Here is an 18,252-nt window from a genome sequence, read left to right on the forward strand (position 1 = left end):
GGTTTAGAAGAAGAGTATCCCTATCCGGTAGATAAGGAACGATACGATCCATGCCAGCGAGCAGGAGTATATAATGGAGAAAGCTGCCCACTTCCAATGTCCGCTTTCACGTCCGATAGCGACCACGGTAGCGATGCACGGAAAATAAATCAGCACGAAAGCCATCAGTGCCAAAGCAATGATAGGGGAGAATGTATGGTTGCCTTCTGCGTCGCGATCCTCTCGGATACGTTCGCCCAGTCGCCGGGCAGCTTCGTCGCTATCGTCACTGTCGCCCGTATAGATGACACCGAGGGTACTCACTACGACCTCTTTGGCTGCCATACCAGTTAGCAAGCTTACACTCATTTTCCAATCGAAACCGATCGGTGCCAATACGGGTTGAACGGCTTTGCCGAATCGTCCGATGTAGGATTGTTCTTGCTGTTCGATATGCGCTTTGCGATTCAGCTCTTCTTTCTGAGATGTCTTCTCCTCTTCGTCCAGCAGCGGATTACCTTCTATCTGTTCGATTTGGGAGATCAGTACAGCCTCTTCGGAGTAGCGAGGGTAATAGCTGAGGAACCAAATGACGATCGAAGCAAGCAGGATGATGCTACCCATTTTGCGCAGGTATTGTGCTGCCTTATTCCACATATGTACGATTACGGAGCGAGAGGTCGGCATACGATAGGGGGGGAGTTCCATGACGAAGGGAACGTCTTCCACCTTGAAAAGTGTTTTTTTGAAAAGACGTGCCAATAATACAGCCAACAGAATACCCAGAAAATACAATCCGAAAAGCACCAAGCCGGCCGAATCGGGGAAGAATGCACCGGCCAAAAGCAAATAGACCGGCAGACGGGCACTACAGCTCATTAGAGGTGTTACGAGCATGGTGATCATGCGACTTTGTTTGCTTTCGATCGTGCGAGTGGCCATAATGGCGGGAACGTTACAGCCGAATCCCATGATAAGGGGAATGAACGATTTGCCATGCAGTCCCATTCGGTGCATGATCTTGTCCATGATGAAGGCTGCACGTGCCATATAGCCGCTGTCTTCCATCAGCGAAATGAAGAAATAGAGGATGAGGATGTTCGGCAGGAAGACGATCACACCGCCTACGCCTCCTATCACTCCGTCCACGATCAGATCCTTGAACGAACCATCGGGCATGAAGGTATTTACCATGCTGCCTATCCAACCTACACCTGCTTCGATCCAGTCCATCGGATACTGGCCGAGAACAAACGTAGCCTCGAACATGATAAACATGAATAGGAGGAAGAGAGGGAAACCCAAGACACGATGGGTGACGATATGATCGATCTTATCGGTCAGGGTCTTGAGCTGTTTGTAGCTACTCCGGTAAGTTTCTTTGAGGGCTCCTGCGATGAATCCGTATCGCTGATCCGTGATAACGCTTTCGGCATCGCTCGCCACTGTCAGATGTTCGTCGATCTCTCGTAGGGCGAAGTCTCGGGCCGAAAGGATGAAAAGACCTTTGGGCTGTTCGCCTACGAAGCGATTCATCTCCTTATCGCCTTCCAGCAGTTTGACAGCTATATAGCGTGCCGGAAGGGAGTAGGGTAGAGAGAGCTGATTTTTTATTTTCTCTGTCAGAGCTTCTACGGCCGGTTCTATGATGCTGCCATAGTTGATACGAATGGGACGTATGATTTTGTTTCGTCCTTCATGAATGGAGATAAGCGTATCGAAAAGCTCCGGCAGGCCTTGTCCCGTACGCCCCACCGTCGGAACCATGGGGATACCGAGCATAGCGGATAGGGCAGGATAGTCGAAGGTGTCGCCTTTCTTCTCGAACTCATCGAACATATTCAGTGCGATGACAACAGGCAAACCCATTTCTTTGAGCTGGAGGGTCAGGTAAAGATTGCGCTCCAGATTACAGGTATCTACTACATTCAGCACCAGATCGGGACGGGTTTCCTCGCTTAGATACTGGCGGATATACAGTTCTTCAGGACTGTATGGAGAAAGAGAGTAGGTGCCGGGCAGGTCGATAATCTCTATCTTGTAGTCCTTGTGCCGGAAGAGACCTTCTTTCGCTTCTACCGTCACGCCGCTATAGTTCCCTACATGTTCATGGGCACCGCTGGCGCGGTTGAATATGGAGGTCTTACCGCAGTTGGGATTCCCGATTAGTGCAACACGTATCACATGCCCGTTCGGCTTGACATCGGTTCCTCTCGCCGAATCATCTGTATCCGGTTGGAAGCTCTCTGCGGTATTTGTCGAAACCGATCCGTTAGAAGCCGACATAGCCAATTGTTCTCCTTCTCCGTTTTCTGCCGAGGAAGAAGTTGCATTAGAGGATATAAGCTCCACTTCTATCTTGGCTGCATCCTCTCTCCGTAAAGAGACATTGTAGTCCATGATGCGATAATAGACCGGATCCCGCAATGGGGCACACTGGACGACAGTAATCGTCTTGCCGTGCACAAATCCCATTTCTAAAATTCGTTTGCGGAATACCCCGCGACCTTCTACTCGTACGATTACTGCTTGATCGCCCGTATGTAATTCTGATAATCTCATGATAGCGCAAAAATACTAACTAAACCAATGAATAAACGAGAAATACAATTTATTATTAAAGAGACCGTTGCACAATAACCCTCCCCCCCCCTCTCATATTGATCAAGACAGACACAAGCATTGATTTGACGAAGAAAGGAGAGCTTCATGCGATCTCTCTGCAAACCTCAAGTAATCTGAAAAACACTTAAGAATCAGTTCTGCGACAAAAGACTTCAATGAAAGTCCTATAAAATAGTTGCAAATAGCTGATAGTTAGCGCATTGATGGGAGCAGAATCAGCTGACAATCGCGTCCTGCATCGTGCAGGAAGCAAGAATCAGCTGACAATCGCGTCCTGCATCGTGCAGGAAGCAAGAATCAGTTGACAATCGCGTCCTGCATCGTGCAGGAAGCAAGAATCAGTTGACAATCGCGTCCTGCATCGTGCAGGAAGCAAGAATCAGTTGACAATCGCGTCCNAGCAAGAATCAGTTGACAATCGCGTCCTGCATCGTGCAGGAAGCAAGAATCAGTTGACAATCGCGTCCTGCATCGTGCAGGAAGCAAGAATCAGCTGACAATCGTGTCCTGCATCGTGCAGGGAGCAAGAAACAGCCGACAATCGTTTCTTATTTCTCGCCTATTTGAGGAGGAAAGGAGTACTTCTCTAATGGAAACTTGGGGAAATTTCTGTTTGCTCGATGTCCATATACCGGAGGTTTGATCTTTCCCGAAGACACTAAGAATCAGCTCTGCAGCAAAAGAGTTCAATGAAACTCCCATGCAACAGTCTCATATTGGTTTTCAAAACAATCTTTCATTATATTTGACCATTAACAAATATGATTATGGGACAGTATTCAGAAGATTTTATTTTGACCGGGAAAAACGAAAAGGCTGTATTTTCCTTGAAAGTCTATAGAGGAGACGGCATGGTTCTTTTGGCTATGAATTGGAAAAAGGGGCGTCCTCCTCGGGATTTTGTCGGTTTTTCCATAGAGTACAAGGAGCCGGATGGCGATCGCTACTATGCTTTGAAGAACAGGCTTTCTTTCCTCAATCAAGATGGAACCGTGTGTAAAGCGGCTAAGTCTTCCCTTTTGTCTCCTTTCCAAATGTTTCGCTGGGTACACTTCCCTCGCAATGCAGATAAAAACGGAGCTTTCGTCTATGTGGTAAAACCCGTTTTTATGAACTATTATGATGAATTGAGTTATGGAGAGGAGCAGCGAGTGGAGGTAGTATTGCATCGCGAGACCTATCCGGACTGTCTTGATGTGGCATTCACTCGCGGATTCATTTCATCACAGGCTTTTGTAGATCGGTTTTCGGATGGAGGTGGTGTGGCTGCATTGCTGCCGAAAGATTCCAAGTCGGGTATCGACTTTGTGCCTACTCATCCGAAGGCTTCTGCTGCACTCTCTTGGATGGGTTTCGAGGCTGTAGAGGCTCTGCTCCGTCTCTTGGACGACGCGATAGCTGATCAAACGGCCGAAGTAAGGGTGGTAGCATTCGATCTCAATCTTCCCGCGATTGTGGAGCGGTTTGTACAATTAGGCGAAAGGCTGTCCATTATCATTGACGATAGTGCAGAACACAAAGAACATGATTCGGCTGAAAGCATCGCCTTTGAAAAGCTGCTTTCCTCGACCATGGGTAAGGCAAAGCGACAGCACATGGGGCAATTGCAGCACAATAAAACAATCGTAGTGAACGGCTCTAAGGTAAAAGCTGCAGTCTGTGGATCTACTAATTTCACTTGGCGAGGCCTGTATGTGCAGTCCAATAATGTCGTTGTCGTTCGAGGAAAGGAGGCTATAAAGCCGTTTTGGGATGCTTTTGATCATTATTGGAATTCTTCGGTACCCAAATTCGGCAAGACAAGCTCTGCCCTCTGGAATAATCTCAATCTTCCGAAGATAGATGCGCAGGTATCTTTTTCTCCACACTCCAAAGACAATGCTTTGTTGGATACTATTGCTGCTGATGTAGCCGGTACGGAGTCGAGCCTCTTTTATTCACTCGCTTTCCTGTCGCAAACCACCGGTTCGCTGAAAGAAGAAATAGTACGTGTGCTGGAGAAGGACGATGTGTTCGTCTATGGTATCTCGGATAAAAGAATGGGAGGGCTCAATTTGCAAAAGCCCAACGGCAATCTTATGCCTGTGTATCCGCAGGCCATCAATAAAAACATGCCGGAGCCATTCAAGTCAGAGCCGACCGGAGGAGGTGGCACGCGTATGCATCATAAGTTTATAGTGATTGACTTTGATAAGCCTACTGCCCGTGTTTATCTGGGGTCATACAATTTTTCTACGACCGCAGATCGCAAGAACGGTGAGAATCTCCTGCTTGTCAAGGATCGAAAAGTAGCTATATCCTATATGATTGAGGCTTTGCGAATCTTTGATCATTATCACTTCAGGGTCAATCTGGCACAGGCCGAAGAGTGTAATATACGATTGTTCCTGGCGAAACCTCCCCGCAAGCAAGATGAGAAAGCATGGTGGGAAAAGTTCTACACCGATCCCAAGAAAATCAAGGATCGTGAAATGTTTGGCAAAGAGTGAAGCCCGTATAGCTTCATAAGTTGTCCGCTTTTTGAACATCCGTAATAGAGAAAGGCATCGCAACCGAGTTGCGATGCCTTTCTTTCTAAGCGAATAGATTAGGGGATATTAGTCGAGGATTGTTACCCAACCATGAGTGTCGGGCTTGTCACCGTACTGGATGGCACGAAGTTCGTGATAGAGCTTTTCGCACCACGGACCCGGTTTGCCGTCCTTGCTGATGACGTACTGTTTGTTGTTCTCCAAGTCGTCGATCTCGGAGATAGGACTGATCACGGCTGCCGTACCACAAGCACCTGCTTCTTCGAAAGTAGCAAGCTCTTCTTCTGCTACCGGACGACGCTCTACCTTCAGACCCAGATCCTGAGCCACCTGCATCAGACTCTTATTTGTGATAGAGGGCAGGATAGAGCTGGATTCGGGAGTGATATAAGTATTGTTCTTGATGGCGAAGAAGTTGGCCGGACCGGCTTCGTCTATGTACTTCTTTTCTTTGGCATCCAAGAAGATAGCTGCAGAGTAGCCCATTTCGTGAGCTTTCACCGTGGGGATCATACCTGCTGCATAGTTACCGCCTACTTTGATCGTACCCGTACCCAGAGGAGCTGCACGGTCATACTCGCGGAAGATAGCCATCTTGGTCGGTTTGAATCCTTCTTTGAAATACGGCCCTACGGGCGTTACAAAGACGATGAAGAGATACTCGGGAGCCGGCTTCACACCCACTTGTGCACCCAGTCCGATAACAAGCGGACGGATGTAAAGAGAAGCTCCGCTTTCGTAGGGAGGAACGAAACGCTCGTTCATCTTTACGGCTTTGATTACAGCTGCTTCGAAGATTTCCTGCGGCAGCTCGGCCATTACCACACCTTGGCATGATCTGTTCATGCGCTTGGCATTCTCGTCCATGCGGAAGAGGCGGATCTTGCCGTCTTTGCCCCGGAAAGCCTTCATCCCTTCGAATGCTTCCTGTCCATAGTGGAGGCATGTGGCAGCCATGTGCATCGTGATCGTTTCCTCTGAGGATACTTCAAGCTCTCCCCATTTGCCATTGCGATAGTAACAACGCACGTTGTAGTCGGTCTTCATATAACCGAATGAGAGCGATGACCAATCGATATTTTCCATAATCCTAATTAGAATAAGATTGTTTATGATTAAGATGATAATTGCAAATGTCTTTCATTCAGCAACTCTGCAAAGGTAGCAAATAATCAGTCTGTTATTTGGTTTTGGTTCGATAAATGAAAGCAGGTATGCGAATGTCTACTTCGGACGATACCAATCCACTAACATTCGCACTCCTGTGGTTATGTCGATTCGGTGCTTCCAGCCTAAGGCATGGAGTTTGCTTACATCCGTTAGTTTGCGCATCGTGCCGTCCGGTTTGGAGGAGTCGAACTCGATAAGGCCTTCGTAACCGATGGTCTTTGCTATCAACGAAGCCAAATCGCGAATCGAGATTTCCTCCCCAGTGCCAATGTTGATATGGCAGTTGCGGATCTCTTGAGTCCCGTGGGAGTACATATCGGAGAAGTCGCGGTGCTCCATGAGGAATACGCAGGCATCGGCCATCTCCTCGCTCCATAGAAATTCGCGCATCGGACGACCTGTTCCCCATAGGCTTACCCTTTCAGCCGTGATGCCATACCGTTTGAGCAAGGAGAGAATATCATCGAAAGAAGAAGACCCGTCGATGCCTTCCACTGGACGTGCAGACAAATCCGTTCTAACTGCTTCCTCATCGTGGCGAAGCAGGCGATCGGCCAAATAAATCTTCCTGATCATGGCCGGAAGCACGTGGCTTCGTTCCAAATCGAAATTGTCATTGGGTCCGTACAGGTTGGTCGGCATCACTGCTATATAATTGGTACCGTATTGGAGGTTGAAGCTCTCGCACATTTTCAGCCCTGCAATTTTCGCTATGGCATACGGCTCGTTGGTGTATTCCAGCGGAGCTGTCAGCAGTTCTTCCTCACGCATCGGCTGATGGGCATCGCGCGGATAGATACAGGTACTGCCGAGAAACATCAGCTTGCTGACACGGTGCCTGTAGCTTTCTCCGATGATATTCTGCTGGATACCCAGATTGCGATAGATGAAGTCGGCACGGAAACGATTGTTCGCCATGATGCCTCCTACATAGGCAGCTGCGAGAAATACGTATTGAGGCTCTTCCTTGTCGAAAAACTCTCTGACGGCTACGGCATCGAGCAAGTCCAGCTCCTGATGAGTTCGCCCGACAAGGTTGGTATAACCCTTCCGGCGGAGATCGTTCCAAATGGCTGATCCGACCAAACCGCGATGACCGGCCACATAGATTTTGGCATCTTTATTCATCGTAGGAATTGTCTATTTCGGCTCTTATATGCAGCTTTTGGACAAATCTCATGTCTGCTTCGACCATGATTTGTACCAGCTCTTCGAAAGAGGTCTTTGTCGGATTCCATCCCAGTAGCGTCTTGGCTTTGGTAGGGTCGCCCAATAGCTGATCCACTTCGCAGGGACGGAAGTATTTCCGATCCACCTCTACCAAAACCCGTCCCGTGGCGGTGTCTATGCCTTGCTCTTCCACTCCGCAGCCTTTCCACTCCAGTGCTATGCCGACTTCACGAAATGCCAGAGTAGCGAACTCGCGTACACTGTGCATCTCCCCTGTGGCGATGACGAAGTCTTCCGGCATATCGTGCTGTAGCATCAGCCACATACACTCCACGTAGTCGCGAGCATAGCCCCAGTCGCGACGGGCATCCAGATTGCCGAGGTAGAGCTTGTCCTGAAATCCTTGCTTGATGCGAGCAGCGGCCAGCGTGATCTTTCTGGTGACGAAGGTTTCGCCGCGGCGTTCGCTCTCATGGTTGAAGAGAATGCCATTGACAGCAAACATGCCGTAGCTCTCGCGATAGTTCTTCGTGATCCAGAAAGCATACTGCTTGGCCACTCCGTACGGCGATCGGGGATAAAACGGAGTGCTCTCCCGTTGGGGCACTTCCTGCACCTTGCCGAACAGTTCGGATGTAGAGGCCTGGTAGATCCGTGTTTCTTTTTCCAATCCGAGTATTCGCACCGCTTCCAAGAGGCGAAGCGTGCCCACGGCATCGGCCTCTGCCGTGTACTCCGGAACGTCGAACGACACCTTGACGTGGCTTTGGGCGGCCAGATTGTATATTTCCGAGGGGCGAGTGGTCTGAATGATGCGTACCAAAGAGGAGCTGTCCGTCATGTCCCCATAGTGCAGATTGATCAGCCGCTCGCGCTTCATATCCCGTACCCATTCGTCCAGATAGAGATGTTCGATTCGTCCCGTATTGAACGAAGACGAACGGCGCAGGATACCATGCACTTCGTACCCCTTTTCTATCAGAAACTCGGCGAGGAAAGAGCCGTCCTGCCCTGTGATTCCCGTGATTAATGCGACTTTCTTTTTCATAATCGGAAAGGCCGGATTCCTAATCTTGACCGGCTCAAGCAAATAACATGATTCCCTGCAAAAGTACTCATTCCTCCCACGATAATGTAGGATAGTTTGTTTTTCCTCTGAATATTTGACAATGGAGGATTTGCCCTTGCTGCGAACTAAGTATCAGGTAGGGCATCCTCCAAAAGCGATCGACCCATCGGAATAGGGAGGAGATATATTGACGTGAAATTTGAAATTCGGGAGTGAGAGACGATAAAGCTTGTAGACGTTGATACTACTGAATTGATCCCGAGGCTTGATGTTTATAACTTACTGCCTCCATAATTACGAGCGAGAAATGTTCGGATTGTCGTTCGTGTTTTCTGAAAAAATGGCGTGAGATCTTTTTCGTTTTGGCGCGTAAACTTTTTACTTCTCGCGCCAAAACAAAAAACTTCTCGCACCGCATTTTATCGGATAGCAAACTCGAAAATTCCGGCACGTAAATCGACCGAACGATAATATGGCTCTGCTCTTCTAAGGTGGTTGGTGGTTGGATGGAGCAGATCGTAATAGCCGTCCGGTTATTGATCCTTCGTGGCATAGATAAGTTCTCGTCTTATGTCAGACTCATGCTCCAAATTAAGGTGTGGCAAGATTGCTTTGGCGGTGAACAAAAGGAGGTGTTATTCGGTTAATGGATATAGAAGTAAATAATCATCGGGTTTCGCTGTGTAGGCCCGAATAATAAATCTACAGAACAATGAAAATAAGCGAAAACGTAACAAAAGCGATCAATGACCAAATCAAGGCCGAAATGTGGTCTTCAAACCTCTATCTGTCCATGTCCGTGCATTTTGCGCAGATAGGGTACAACGGCTTTGCCCATTGGCTCAAAAAGCAGAGCCTCGAGGAAATGGAGCACGCCTACGATATGATGGACTACCTCCTGAAGCGTGGCGGTGAGGTGAAGATAGAAGCTATCGATGCCGTGCCCCAGAAGTTCGGCTCTGTATTGGAGGTATTCCAACAAGTGTACGAACACGAATGCAAAGTGACCGAAATGATCGAAGGTGTCGTAAGGGCTGCCTCCGAAGCCAGAGATATGGCATCGCAGGACTTCTTCTGGAAGTATATCCGCGAGCAGGTAGAAGAGGAAGCCACTGCTGCTGAAATCGTCGATACGATCCGTCTCTCTCAGGAGCAGAATCTGATCTTCATCGATCATCAGCTCGCTCAGAGATAAACCCCACCTGCCGTTGGCAAAGGTCGGTATCAAAACAGAGAGGCTTCCTTCTCCGTCCCGAATGGACAAATGAAGGAAGCCTCTCTTATTGTATTTATACCGCTTCTCTATTCGACAGGCTTATACTGTACGAATGCCTCTATGGCTTCATAGGAGGCCAAGCCGAGCTTTTCGTACAGGGTGGCCGTTTGTCTGTTCCGATCCTCTGCCCTCTGCCAGAAGAGCCTTTCGTCATCGCCAAGGAAGGGTGCGGACTCCATTTGGGACTGATGCTTGAGGATGCTGTTTCGTTTGAAGCGGAGTTCGTCCGGACTCATCGGGACAGCCATCTCTATGTAGTCCATTTCCCACTCTGCCCAAGCTCCGCGATACATCCATACGCGACAATCTTCCTTGAACCAAGGCTCCTCTTTCAGCTCGTCTATAGCTGCTAAAACGGCGTTCAGACAAACGCGATGCGTGCCGTGCGGATCGGCCAAATCCCCTGCTACGAATATCTGGTGTGGCTGTATCTCTTCCAGTAGAGCTATGATGATGCACACGTCTTCCTCTCCCAAAGGATTTTTCCTGATCAATCCCGTCTCATAGAAAGGCAGATCGAGGAAATGAACATGATCTTCCCGCAATCCCAAGTATCTGCATGCCGTTCGGGCTTCTTCGCGTCGGATGGTTCCTTTCATAAACCTGATATCCTCCTGCTCGGGATCCCCTTCTATCTTTTTGTGCATGAGATAGTGCCGCACTTCTTCTGCTTTGGCCAGAATGGGGCTGCTCTCTTGCCCGTACCGGCGGCATACATTTCTGAGGTACGACACGTATCGAATCACTTCTTCATCCCCTACGGCTATGTTGCCGGAGGTCTGGTAGGCTACATGTACATCGTGTCCCTGATTGACCAGTTTGTGGAATGTTCCACCCATCGAAATGACGTCATCATCGGGGTGTGGACTGAAGATAACCACCCTCTTGGGATAGGGTAGTGCTCTCTCCGGCCTGCTGCTGTCATCGGCATTGGGCTTTCCGCCCGGCCAGCCGGTGATGGTGTGCTGGATGTCGTTGAAGAGCTTGATGTTTACCTCGTAGGCCGAGCCGTATTTGGCCAGCAATTCACCCAGTCCGTTCTCCGTATAGTCCTTGTTCGTCAGCTTCAGGATGGGCTTGCCGGTCAGTCCGCACAGCCATACTACTGCCCTGCGTATGAGCTGTTTGTTCCAGATACAGCTCGTCACCAGCCAAGGACGATTGATCCTCGTGAGACAAGACGATGCCGACAGATCCAACACGATGGAAGCATTGCGATGTAGTTGCAAGGACGAAGCCGGAGAGGCCTCGCTAATCTTTCCTTCGATAGCTTGGGCTATTACTTCCGCTTTGCTCTCTCCCCATGCCAGCAGGGTCACCTTGTGAGCTTTCTGGATGGTAGCCAGTCCCATACTGATAGCCGATGGGGGGATGGTGTCGTGGGAGCTGAATATGGTCAGAGCATCGTTGTGCTCCGTATGGCCGAGTACGACAAGGCGCGTGTATGTGTTGGGATGCGTACCCGGGCTGTTGAAGGCGATACTGCCGGCCGATCCGATGCCGAGGAGCATGTGTCTGATGCCACCCAAGCTGTCTATTTTGGATTCGTAATCCTGACAGGCTTGCAGTAGGTTTTCTTCCGAAGCATATACATCGGGTGCCATAATGTTCTCCGGCAGGATGTCGATATGGTCGAGAAAGTCCTTGCGCAACTTGGCCAGACAGCCCAAGTTCTCGCTCACCGGCGGATAGTATTCGAATACGGTGAAGGCAATCACGTTGCGGAAGCTGAGTCCTTCGTCGCGGTGTTTTTGTATCAGTTTGTCATACACGATGACCGGCGAATTGCCTCCGGACAGAGCCAGTGTGTAGTATTTGTGTTGTGCCTGCGACTCCCGTATATCTTTGGCTATTTCGTTGGCAATGACTTCTGCTGCTTCGTCGTTGGTGCGGTATATATTGGTCGGTATATTCTCGAACCGACGTAGCAGGGTCTCTTCGTAAGTATTCTGCGGACGGTAGTATCGCTCCGGTATTTCGGATAGAGAAATCATGGAGCTTAGGTTCAATCTCATGTTGTTAGGGTATTTGTTGTTGATGTTTTTTTTGAGGGCTTTGCCCTCCGTGCAAGATTCGTGTAAATCCTAATTATGAATAGCGGTGTCTGTATGAGAATGTGATTTATAATTGAAAGAGGTGTGCCCGACGTCCGACACACCTCTTACGGCTTTAGGGAACGATATTCATTTCATCCAACAAGCGTTGGCAACCGCCTACTTTGTCTATCACAAGCAGGACATACCGAATATCGACAATGATACTGCGCTGGTAGTCAGCCAAATATTGGATGTCGCCACCGACTCCCTCCCAATTACGGTCGAAGTTGAGACCGATTAGATCGCCATTGGCGTTCATGACCGGACTACCCGAATTGCCACCGGTTGTATGTGTGGTGGCACAGAAGGCTACAGGCATGCGGCCGTTGCGATCGGCATAACGTCCGAAGTCTTTACGCTCGTACACGGCTTTCAACTTGGGATCGACTACGAATTCCCAATTATCGGGATCTTCTTTTTCCATCACGCCATCCAATGTGGTTTGATGTCCGTAGTAAACATTGTCACGGGGTGAATAGCCCTTCACTTGACCATAGGTGAAACGGAGTGTGAGGTTAGCATCAGGGAATTGATCCTGATCGCCATCCATTTCCAAGAGACCTGCAATGTAGGTGCGTTGTGCCCTTAGAATAGGATCGTCATAAGGACGAAGTTCGTTGTAGAGTTTGCGGTATTCGTCGAAAACCGAAGAGGCGAAGAGTACCATGGGATCTTCGGCAAGTTTTTCTGCAGAAGGTGCTACTGCAAAGGCATTGAACTGTGCTTCGCTACCGAAAACGGAACGAGCGAATATGTCGTCCACATAGGCCTGAACATCTCCTGTAAAGCGGTCTTTCACGAGACGCAAATGGAGAGGCAGATTCTCATAGGGTATTTCCTTGAGATATTCTGTCAGCATGGCTACGGCCACTTTCTTGTCCACCTCTGCACTGTAGTCCTTGTTGGCAAACTTGCTGTAGCGTGTACGAATCTTATCGATCGCTTCCTTGCGAGCCGAAGCGTCATTGCCTTGCAGGGCTTTCATCTCATCTTCGGCAGGGATAGGAGAACGAGCGAACTCGATCCCACGGATGATGCCCTCTTCTATCATCCAATAACGACGGCGCAGATCCGCACGCTTGGCTACCGTAGCATCGATTTCGCGTACGGCCTCTTCATATAGAGGAGTACCCTGCTTCGCTCCCCATGCGATCAGTCTGTCCTGCATCGCCTGTTTGTTTTGACGCAGACCACGTGTCTTAATTGCCCAGTTGGCACCTATGGCTCGTTTGTAGGCATTCTGCGAAGCGGCATATTTAGCTGAATACATGATTTTGATCTGAGGATCGGCCAGCATTTCCCTAAGCATGACACCCTGACGAATATCACGCATACGGATGCGAATATCGTTGTCGATGCTCTTCCATTCGTCTACTTCCGAAGCTGTGAAATAGCGGTGCGTAGTACCGGGGAAACCCATTATCATGGCGTAGTCGTTCTCTTGTACTCCACCAAGAGAGATGTTGAAGAAACGCTTCGGCTTGAGTGGAACATTGTCTTTGGAGTATGGTGCGGGATTGCCGTTCTTGTCTCCATAGATACGGAAGATGGAGAAGTCGCCTGTATGACGAGGCCAGATCCAGTTGTCCGTGTCGGCACCGAATTTGCCTATGCTGCTGGGAGGTGCTCCCACCAGTCGAACATCCGTATAAGTCTTTTTGGTAAACATCAGGTAGAGATTGCCCCCATAGAAGGCTTTGATCTCTACGGAAAGTCCCGGATTCTTGGCAGAGAAGTTCTTGCCGGCCTTTTTGTCAGCCAACTTTTGCAGGTACTTCGGAGAGAGGTAGTCCATGCTGTTGGGATCTTTGATGGCTTTGAGTTCTTTCTTGACGTAGTCCGTAACATCTTCGATCTTGTCGATGAATACCACGGAAATATCCTTGTTCGGTAATTCATCTGCTTCGCTCATCGCCCAAAATCCGTCTTCGAGGTAGTTGTGTTCGAGCGTGCTGTGAACCTGGATCATATCGTATCCGCAGTGGTGATTGGTCAGTACGAGTCCGCGATCGGAAACGACTTCGCCCGTACATCCTCCATCGAATAGTACTACGGCATCTTTCAGCGATGTGCCGTTGGGGTTGTAAAGGTCGTATTCCTTCATCTTGAGGCCGCGTTCTTTCATCTGCGCATACTTCCGTCCGAGCTGTTGCATCAGCCACATACCCTCGTCAGCATGAGCTATCTGGCTCAGGCAGATAGCTGCAAAGAGGGGGAGCAATAGTCTTTTTTTCATTATTACTTCGTTTTATTTTGTGTGTCGATTGTTCTTTGTTCTTGTGTGTCCTTGTGGATGGCATTCCTCACTTCTGAATGCCGGCAATGAATGAGTTGTAGTACCGCCTGTCTCCCGTTACCTCACTTCTGAATGCCGGCAATGAATGAGTTGTAATACCGCCTGTCTCCCGTTACCTCGCTTCCGATCCAGTCGGGCAGTTCTATGCTTTCGTCCTCAGTGGCAAGCTCTATTTCGGCAATTACAAGCCCTTTGTGCCGGCCTTCGAATACATCCACTTCCCATACATGGCCTTTGTAAGGGACGCAGTACCGTTGCTTGGTAATATAGCCGGGAAGGCATAGGGCCAGCATCGCTTTGGCTTCTTCGAATGGTACCGGATACTCATACTCCGATCTGCTCAATCCTCCTTCATGGGTTTTCCCTTTGATGGTAAGATAGGCTTCATTATCGCACAGTCGGATGCGGACAGTGCATCGTTCGTCAGCCACGAAGTAAGCCTGTGTAATGCTCTGTACGGCCGTAGCCTTGGCTTTGAAATCGTCATTTAAGACCAGGAATTTTCTTTCTATTTCCATTCGGCAGGAACTGGTACTGTCCATCAATGAATAATCACCATCGTAGCACCGAAACCATATTCTCGGAAGGAGGCATCCTGAAAGCGATGTTGTTTGTAGCGTGTGCGCAGTTCTTTTTCTATTGCCTGACGCAATACGCCTTCACCTTTGCCATGAATGAAAACAATCTTTTGTCCCTTACAGGAGGCATATTGTTTCATGACTTCGTGAAATTTGTCCAGCTGGTACTGCAATATGTCCCCATTCTTCATCCCTGCCGTGGTTTCGAGTAGTTCGCCGGCATGGAGATCTATTTCGATTATATCCGGTTTTTTCTCCGTAGAAGCCTTTCGGGCCGGTGTGGGCGCAGCCCTGTCGATCTGCTCCTTGGTCTTCATGGCCTGTTCGATAGCTTCCGGATCGAAGACCTTTTCCACAACAGGACGATCATCCTCCACTATGGGATAGACCAGGGCTTTGTCTTCGAAGAAATCATTTTCTCTGAAGCAATGCAGTTTGACGAATTTGATCGTATCGAGTCTCAATTCCACTGACATGGCCGGTTTCAGAAGGAAAGTTTTCCTTTCCTTGTATGCGGTTATTTGCAGACATATCCTTTCCATGTCTTGCAAATCTGCAGCGGTAAACTCCTCGATGAACAGTTTGGTATTCGGGTCTATGCTACCGGCAGCTCGCATCTTCCAACCGGTGGACATTAAGGAGAGGTAGTTGTATTGGAGGCAGTAATTGCTATCGTTGATCAGAAAACATTCATAAGGCTCTGTCCCCAAGCGTTGTTCGTTCATGGGCAGATAGGCCAGATATACATTCAGCTTGTCGTGTCCTGCCAGTTCGGTATGCAGCAAGTGCGGTTTTTCCTCGGACTGTGTTGGCTTTCTGTCGGAAGCAACGGCTGCTTCTTTGTGTCGTTTGTTCCGCTCTTCTTTTTTCGATTCCTCTTCTCGGCGTTTTTCCATGGGCGACTTATAGGCGGGAATAAAGGTGTCATTATCTCCGACTGTCACACATTCCTGGATCGGAGTAGGTATTTCGAATCCGTCTTCTCCTTCCACCCAAGCGATCCTCCCACTGATGCGGCGGACGATCCCTCCTCCCTGTGAATTAAGAAATCGCACACGGCTGCCGATGGTGATATTATTTGTACTCATTGTTCTAAGCAGGTCGTATTCATAGTTTATACTCCACAAAAATACAAAAGAACGAGCGGTGTATCAAAAGGATAAAAAGAGGGTGTGCAAAAATCGCCTGATTGCGATCTCGACACACCCTCTTTGCTTGGATTAAATATCTTGTCTACCTCGTTGATCGTCCGATCAGCTCAGTTTGTGGATGATCAGACCGGAACGAAGTTTCGGCTCGAACCAAGTAGTCTTGGGAGGCATGATATTGCCCGAATCTGCAATGTCCATCAGCTGTTTCATCGATACCGGATAAAGAGCAAGAGCAACACGCATTTCGCCGCTGTCTACACGCTTTTTCAGTTCTCCCAGGCCGCGAATACCACCCACGAAGTCGATACGCTTGTCGGAGCGGAGATCCTTGATGCCTAAGATCTCATCCAGAATCAGATTCGAAGAAATCGTAACGTCCAGTACGCCGATAGGATCGTTGTCGTCATAGGTGCCGGCTTTTGCTGTCAGCGAGTACCATTTGCCATCGAGATAGAGAGAGAAGTTGTGCAGCTTGGTAGGACGATATTCTTCCGTCCCTTTACATTCTACGTCGAAGTGCTGAGACAGTCTCTGCAAGAATTCTTCGTCACTCAAGCCATTCAGATCCTTCACCACACGGTTATAGTCGATGATCGTGAGTTGATCGGCAGGGAAGCATACAGCCATGAAGTAGTTGTACTCTTCATCGCCGCGATGGTTGGGATTATTCTTGGCTTTTTCGGCACCCACCAGGGCGGCAGCAGCCGAACGGTGGTGACCGTCAGCGATATAGAGTGCCGGCATGGCAGCGAATAGCTCCGTGATACGTTTGATGTCGGCTTCTTCGTCGATCACCCAGAAGTGGTGGCCGAAACCATCGAATTCTGCCACAAAATCATATTCGGCAGGACGGGCGGCATATTTCTTGACGATAGTATCCAACTCTTTGTTCTCCGGATAAGCAAAGAAAACGGGTTCGATGTTGGCATCGTTTACGCGAACGTGCTTCATACGATCTTCTTCCTTGTCGCGGCGTGTCAGCTCATGCTTCTTGATCACGCCGTTCATATAGTCCTCTACGTATGCACCTACGACAAGGCCGTACTGCGTTTTGCCATTCATGGTTTGGGCATAAACGTAGTAGTTTTCTTTTGCGTCTTGTACGAGCCAGCCTTTTTCTTGGAACATTCTGAAGTTCTCGGCAGCTTTTTCATACACATCCGCATCGTGCTCATCTTTTCCTACAGGGAAATCGATCTCCGGGCGGATAATATGATAGAGCGACTTCTCGTTGCCCTTCGCTTCTTCACGAGCTTCTTCTGAATTGAGGACGTCGTAGGGGCGAGATGCTACTTGATCTACGAGTTCTTTCGGAGGACGTACTCCTTTGAATGGTTTTATGATAGCCATATTGTCTGTCGAAGCAAATTATTTGTTTACACGGAATTTTTCGTTGCCGTTTTTGATGAAGTCAACGATTTGACGAGCTGCAGCCAGACCGGCATTGATGTTGGCTTCTGCTGTCTGAGCACCCATCTTTTTAGGAGTGGTGAAGTAGCGACCTTCGAATTTTGCCATTTCGGCATCGTTTGCAGGCTTGATGTCCGTAGCGTATTTGAAGTCGGTGCGCTCAGCCATAAAATTGCAGATACCTTCTTCATCGATTACTTCTTGGCGAGCCGTATTGATCAGGCAGGCACCCTTAGGCATCTTCGACAGGAGTTCGGCATTGATTGATTTTACAGTCTCGGGAGTCTTCGGGATGTGAAGCGAAACTATATCGCAGGTTTCGAACAGAGCATCGCGAGAAGCAACGGCCTTTACTCCGTCTTTCTCAATGTCTGCTGCAGAGATGAATTGGTCGTATGCATAGATTTCCATGCCGAAACCTTTTGCGATACGTGCCACGTTGCGACCTACATTGCCGTATGCGAGGATACCCAGCTTCTTGCCCATGAGCTCAGAACCGGATGCTCCGTTGAAGAGATTGCGATACATGAATACGAGCATACCCATTACCAATTCGGCAACGGCATTTGAGTTTTGTCCCGGTGTATTCATCACGCACACATTGTGGGCAGTAGCAGCAGCCAAGTCTACGTTGTCGTAGCCGGCACCTGCACGTACTACGATTTTGAGTTCTTTCGCTGCATCAAGCACCTCTGCATCGATTTGATCGCTACGGATGATGATAGCGTTAGCATCTTTCACGGCATCGAGGAGCTGTTTTTTGTCGGTATACTTTTCAAGCAGGGCAAATTCAAGACCGGCCTCTTCGATAATTCTTTTGATTCCGTCTACGGCTACCTTGGCAAAAGGCTTTTCAGTAGCCACCAATACTTTTGTCATGACTGATATGTTCGATTAATAT

Annotated in this window: 14 protein-coding genes; 3 read left to right on the forward strand and 11 right to left on the reverse strand. The window is 48.9% G+C overall.

The genetic code is table 11. From position 1 onward, the window contains the following. Positions 1-3 precede the first annotated feature (3 nt). The gene (gene feoB / locus HQ49_RS00540) at positions 4-2,541 is read right to left on the reverse strand and encodes a ferrous iron transport protein B (RefSeq protein WP_039417827.1); all 2,538 of its coding nucleotides are present in this window, start codon (positions 2,539-2,541) and stop codon (positions 4-6) included. Between the two features lie 830 nt (positions 2,542-3,371). Between feoB and HQ49_RS00545 the strand changes: the two genes are divergently transcribed. After that, positions 3,372-5,093: a phospholipase D-like domain-containing protein gene (locus HQ49_RS00545; protein ID WP_039417955.1), complete on the forward strand. Its 1,722-nt coding sequence runs from the start codon at positions 3,372-3,374 to the stop codon at positions 5,091-5,093. 108 nt (positions 5,094-5,201) lie between these two features. On the opposite strand, the gene HQ49_RS00550 is transcribed toward HQ49_RS00545, so the two are convergent. From HQ49_RS00550 to HQ49_RS10430, 4 genes are all read right to left on the reverse strand, one after another. After that, complete coding sequence (locus HQ49_RS00550) at positions 5,202-6,221, reverse strand: branched-chain amino acid aminotransferase (protein WP_039417828.1); 1,020 nt, start codon at positions 6,219-6,221, stop codon at positions 5,202-5,204. 138 nt (positions 6,222-6,359) lie between these two features. Beyond that, positions 6,360-7,433, reverse strand: coding sequence for a GDP-L-fucose synthase family protein (locus tag HQ49_RS00555; RefSeq protein WP_039417829.1), 1,074 nt, complete (start codon positions 7,431-7,433; stop codon positions 6,360-6,362). Further along, the gene (gene gmd, locus HQ49_RS00560) at positions 7,426-8,523 is read right to left on the reverse strand and encodes a GDP-mannose 4,6-dehydratase (RefSeq protein WP_039417830.1); all 1,098 of its coding nucleotides are present in this window, start codon (positions 8,521-8,523) and stop codon (positions 7,426-7,428) included. The genes HQ49_RS00555 and gmd overlap by 8 nt, the downstream gene beginning before the upstream one ends. Before the next feature lie 265 nt (positions 8,524-8,788). Beyond that, positions 8,789-8,938 (reverse strand): DUF1661 domain-containing protein, encoded by a 150-nt coding sequence (locus HQ49_RS10430; protein WP_235290013.1) that lies wholly within the window; start codon positions 8,936-8,938, stop codon positions 8,789-8,791. Here HQ49_RS10430 and HQ49_RS11910 point away from each other — a divergent pair. Both HQ49_RS11910 and HQ49_RS00565 read left to right on the forward strand, forming a co-directional pair. Then, positions 8,907-8,999, forward strand: a complete 93-nt coding sequence (locus HQ49_RS11910) for a DUF1661 domain-containing protein (protein ID WP_235290014.1) — start codon at positions 8,907-8,909, stop codon at positions 8,997-8,999. The genes HQ49_RS10430 and HQ49_RS11910 overlap by 32 nt on opposite strands. 257 nt (positions 9,000-9,256) lie before the next feature. After that, complete coding sequence (locus HQ49_RS00565; RefSeq protein WP_039417831.1) at positions 9,257-9,739, forward strand: ferritin; 483 nt, start codon at positions 9,257-9,259, stop codon at positions 9,737-9,739. Positions 9,740-9,846: 107 nt separating this feature from the next. Here HQ49_RS00565 and HQ49_RS00570 read toward each other — a convergent pair whose 3' ends face one another. The 6 genes from HQ49_RS00570 to HQ49_RS00595 all read right to left on the reverse strand — a co-directional run bounded on the left by HQ49_RS00570 (position 9,847) and on the right by HQ49_RS00595 (position 18,230). Continuing rightward, complete coding sequence (locus HQ49_RS00570; RefSeq protein ID WP_039417832.1) at positions 9,847-11,835, reverse strand: glucosamine-6-phosphate deaminase; 1,989 nt, start codon at positions 11,833-11,835, stop codon at positions 9,847-9,849. Between the two features lie 154 nt (positions 11,836-11,989). Beyond that, the gene (locus HQ49_RS00575; RefSeq protein WP_039417833.1) at positions 11,990-14,152 is read right to left on the reverse strand and encodes a S46 family peptidase; all 2,163 of its coding nucleotides are present in this window, start codon (positions 14,150-14,152) and stop codon (positions 11,990-11,992) included. A gap of 122 nt (positions 14,153-14,274) precedes the next feature. Further along, entirely contained in the window at positions 14,275-14,730 is a 456-nt protein-coding gene (locus HQ49_RS00580; protein ID WP_039417834.1) for a CYTH domain-containing protein, read from the reverse strand. A 23-nt stretch (positions 14,731-14,753) separates the two neighbouring features. Next, a complete protein-coding gene (locus HQ49_RS00585; RefSeq protein ID WP_039417835.1) occupies positions 14,754-15,878 on the reverse strand; it encodes a DUF2027 domain-containing protein in 1,125 nt (374 codons plus the stop codon). A gap of 165 nt (positions 15,879-16,043) precedes the next feature. Beyond that, a complete protein-coding gene (locus HQ49_RS00590) occupies positions 16,044-17,291 on the reverse strand; it encodes a DUF1015 domain-containing protein (RefSeq protein WP_039417837.1) in 1,248 nt (415 codons plus the stop codon). A gap of 18 nt (positions 17,292-17,309) precedes the next feature. Next, on the reverse strand, positions 17,310-18,230 hold the full coding sequence (locus tag HQ49_RS00595) for a 3-phosphoglycerate dehydrogenase (RefSeq protein WP_039417838.1): 921 nt from the start codon (positions 18,228-18,230) through the stop codon (positions 17,310-17,312). Positions 18,231-18,252: the final 22 nt, after the last annotated feature.

Origin of the sequence: Porphyromonas gulae (assembly GCF_000765945.1) — a bacterium.
GTDB lineage: Bacteria > Bacteroidota > Bacteroidia > Bacteroidales > Porphyromonadaceae > Porphyromonas > Porphyromonas gulae.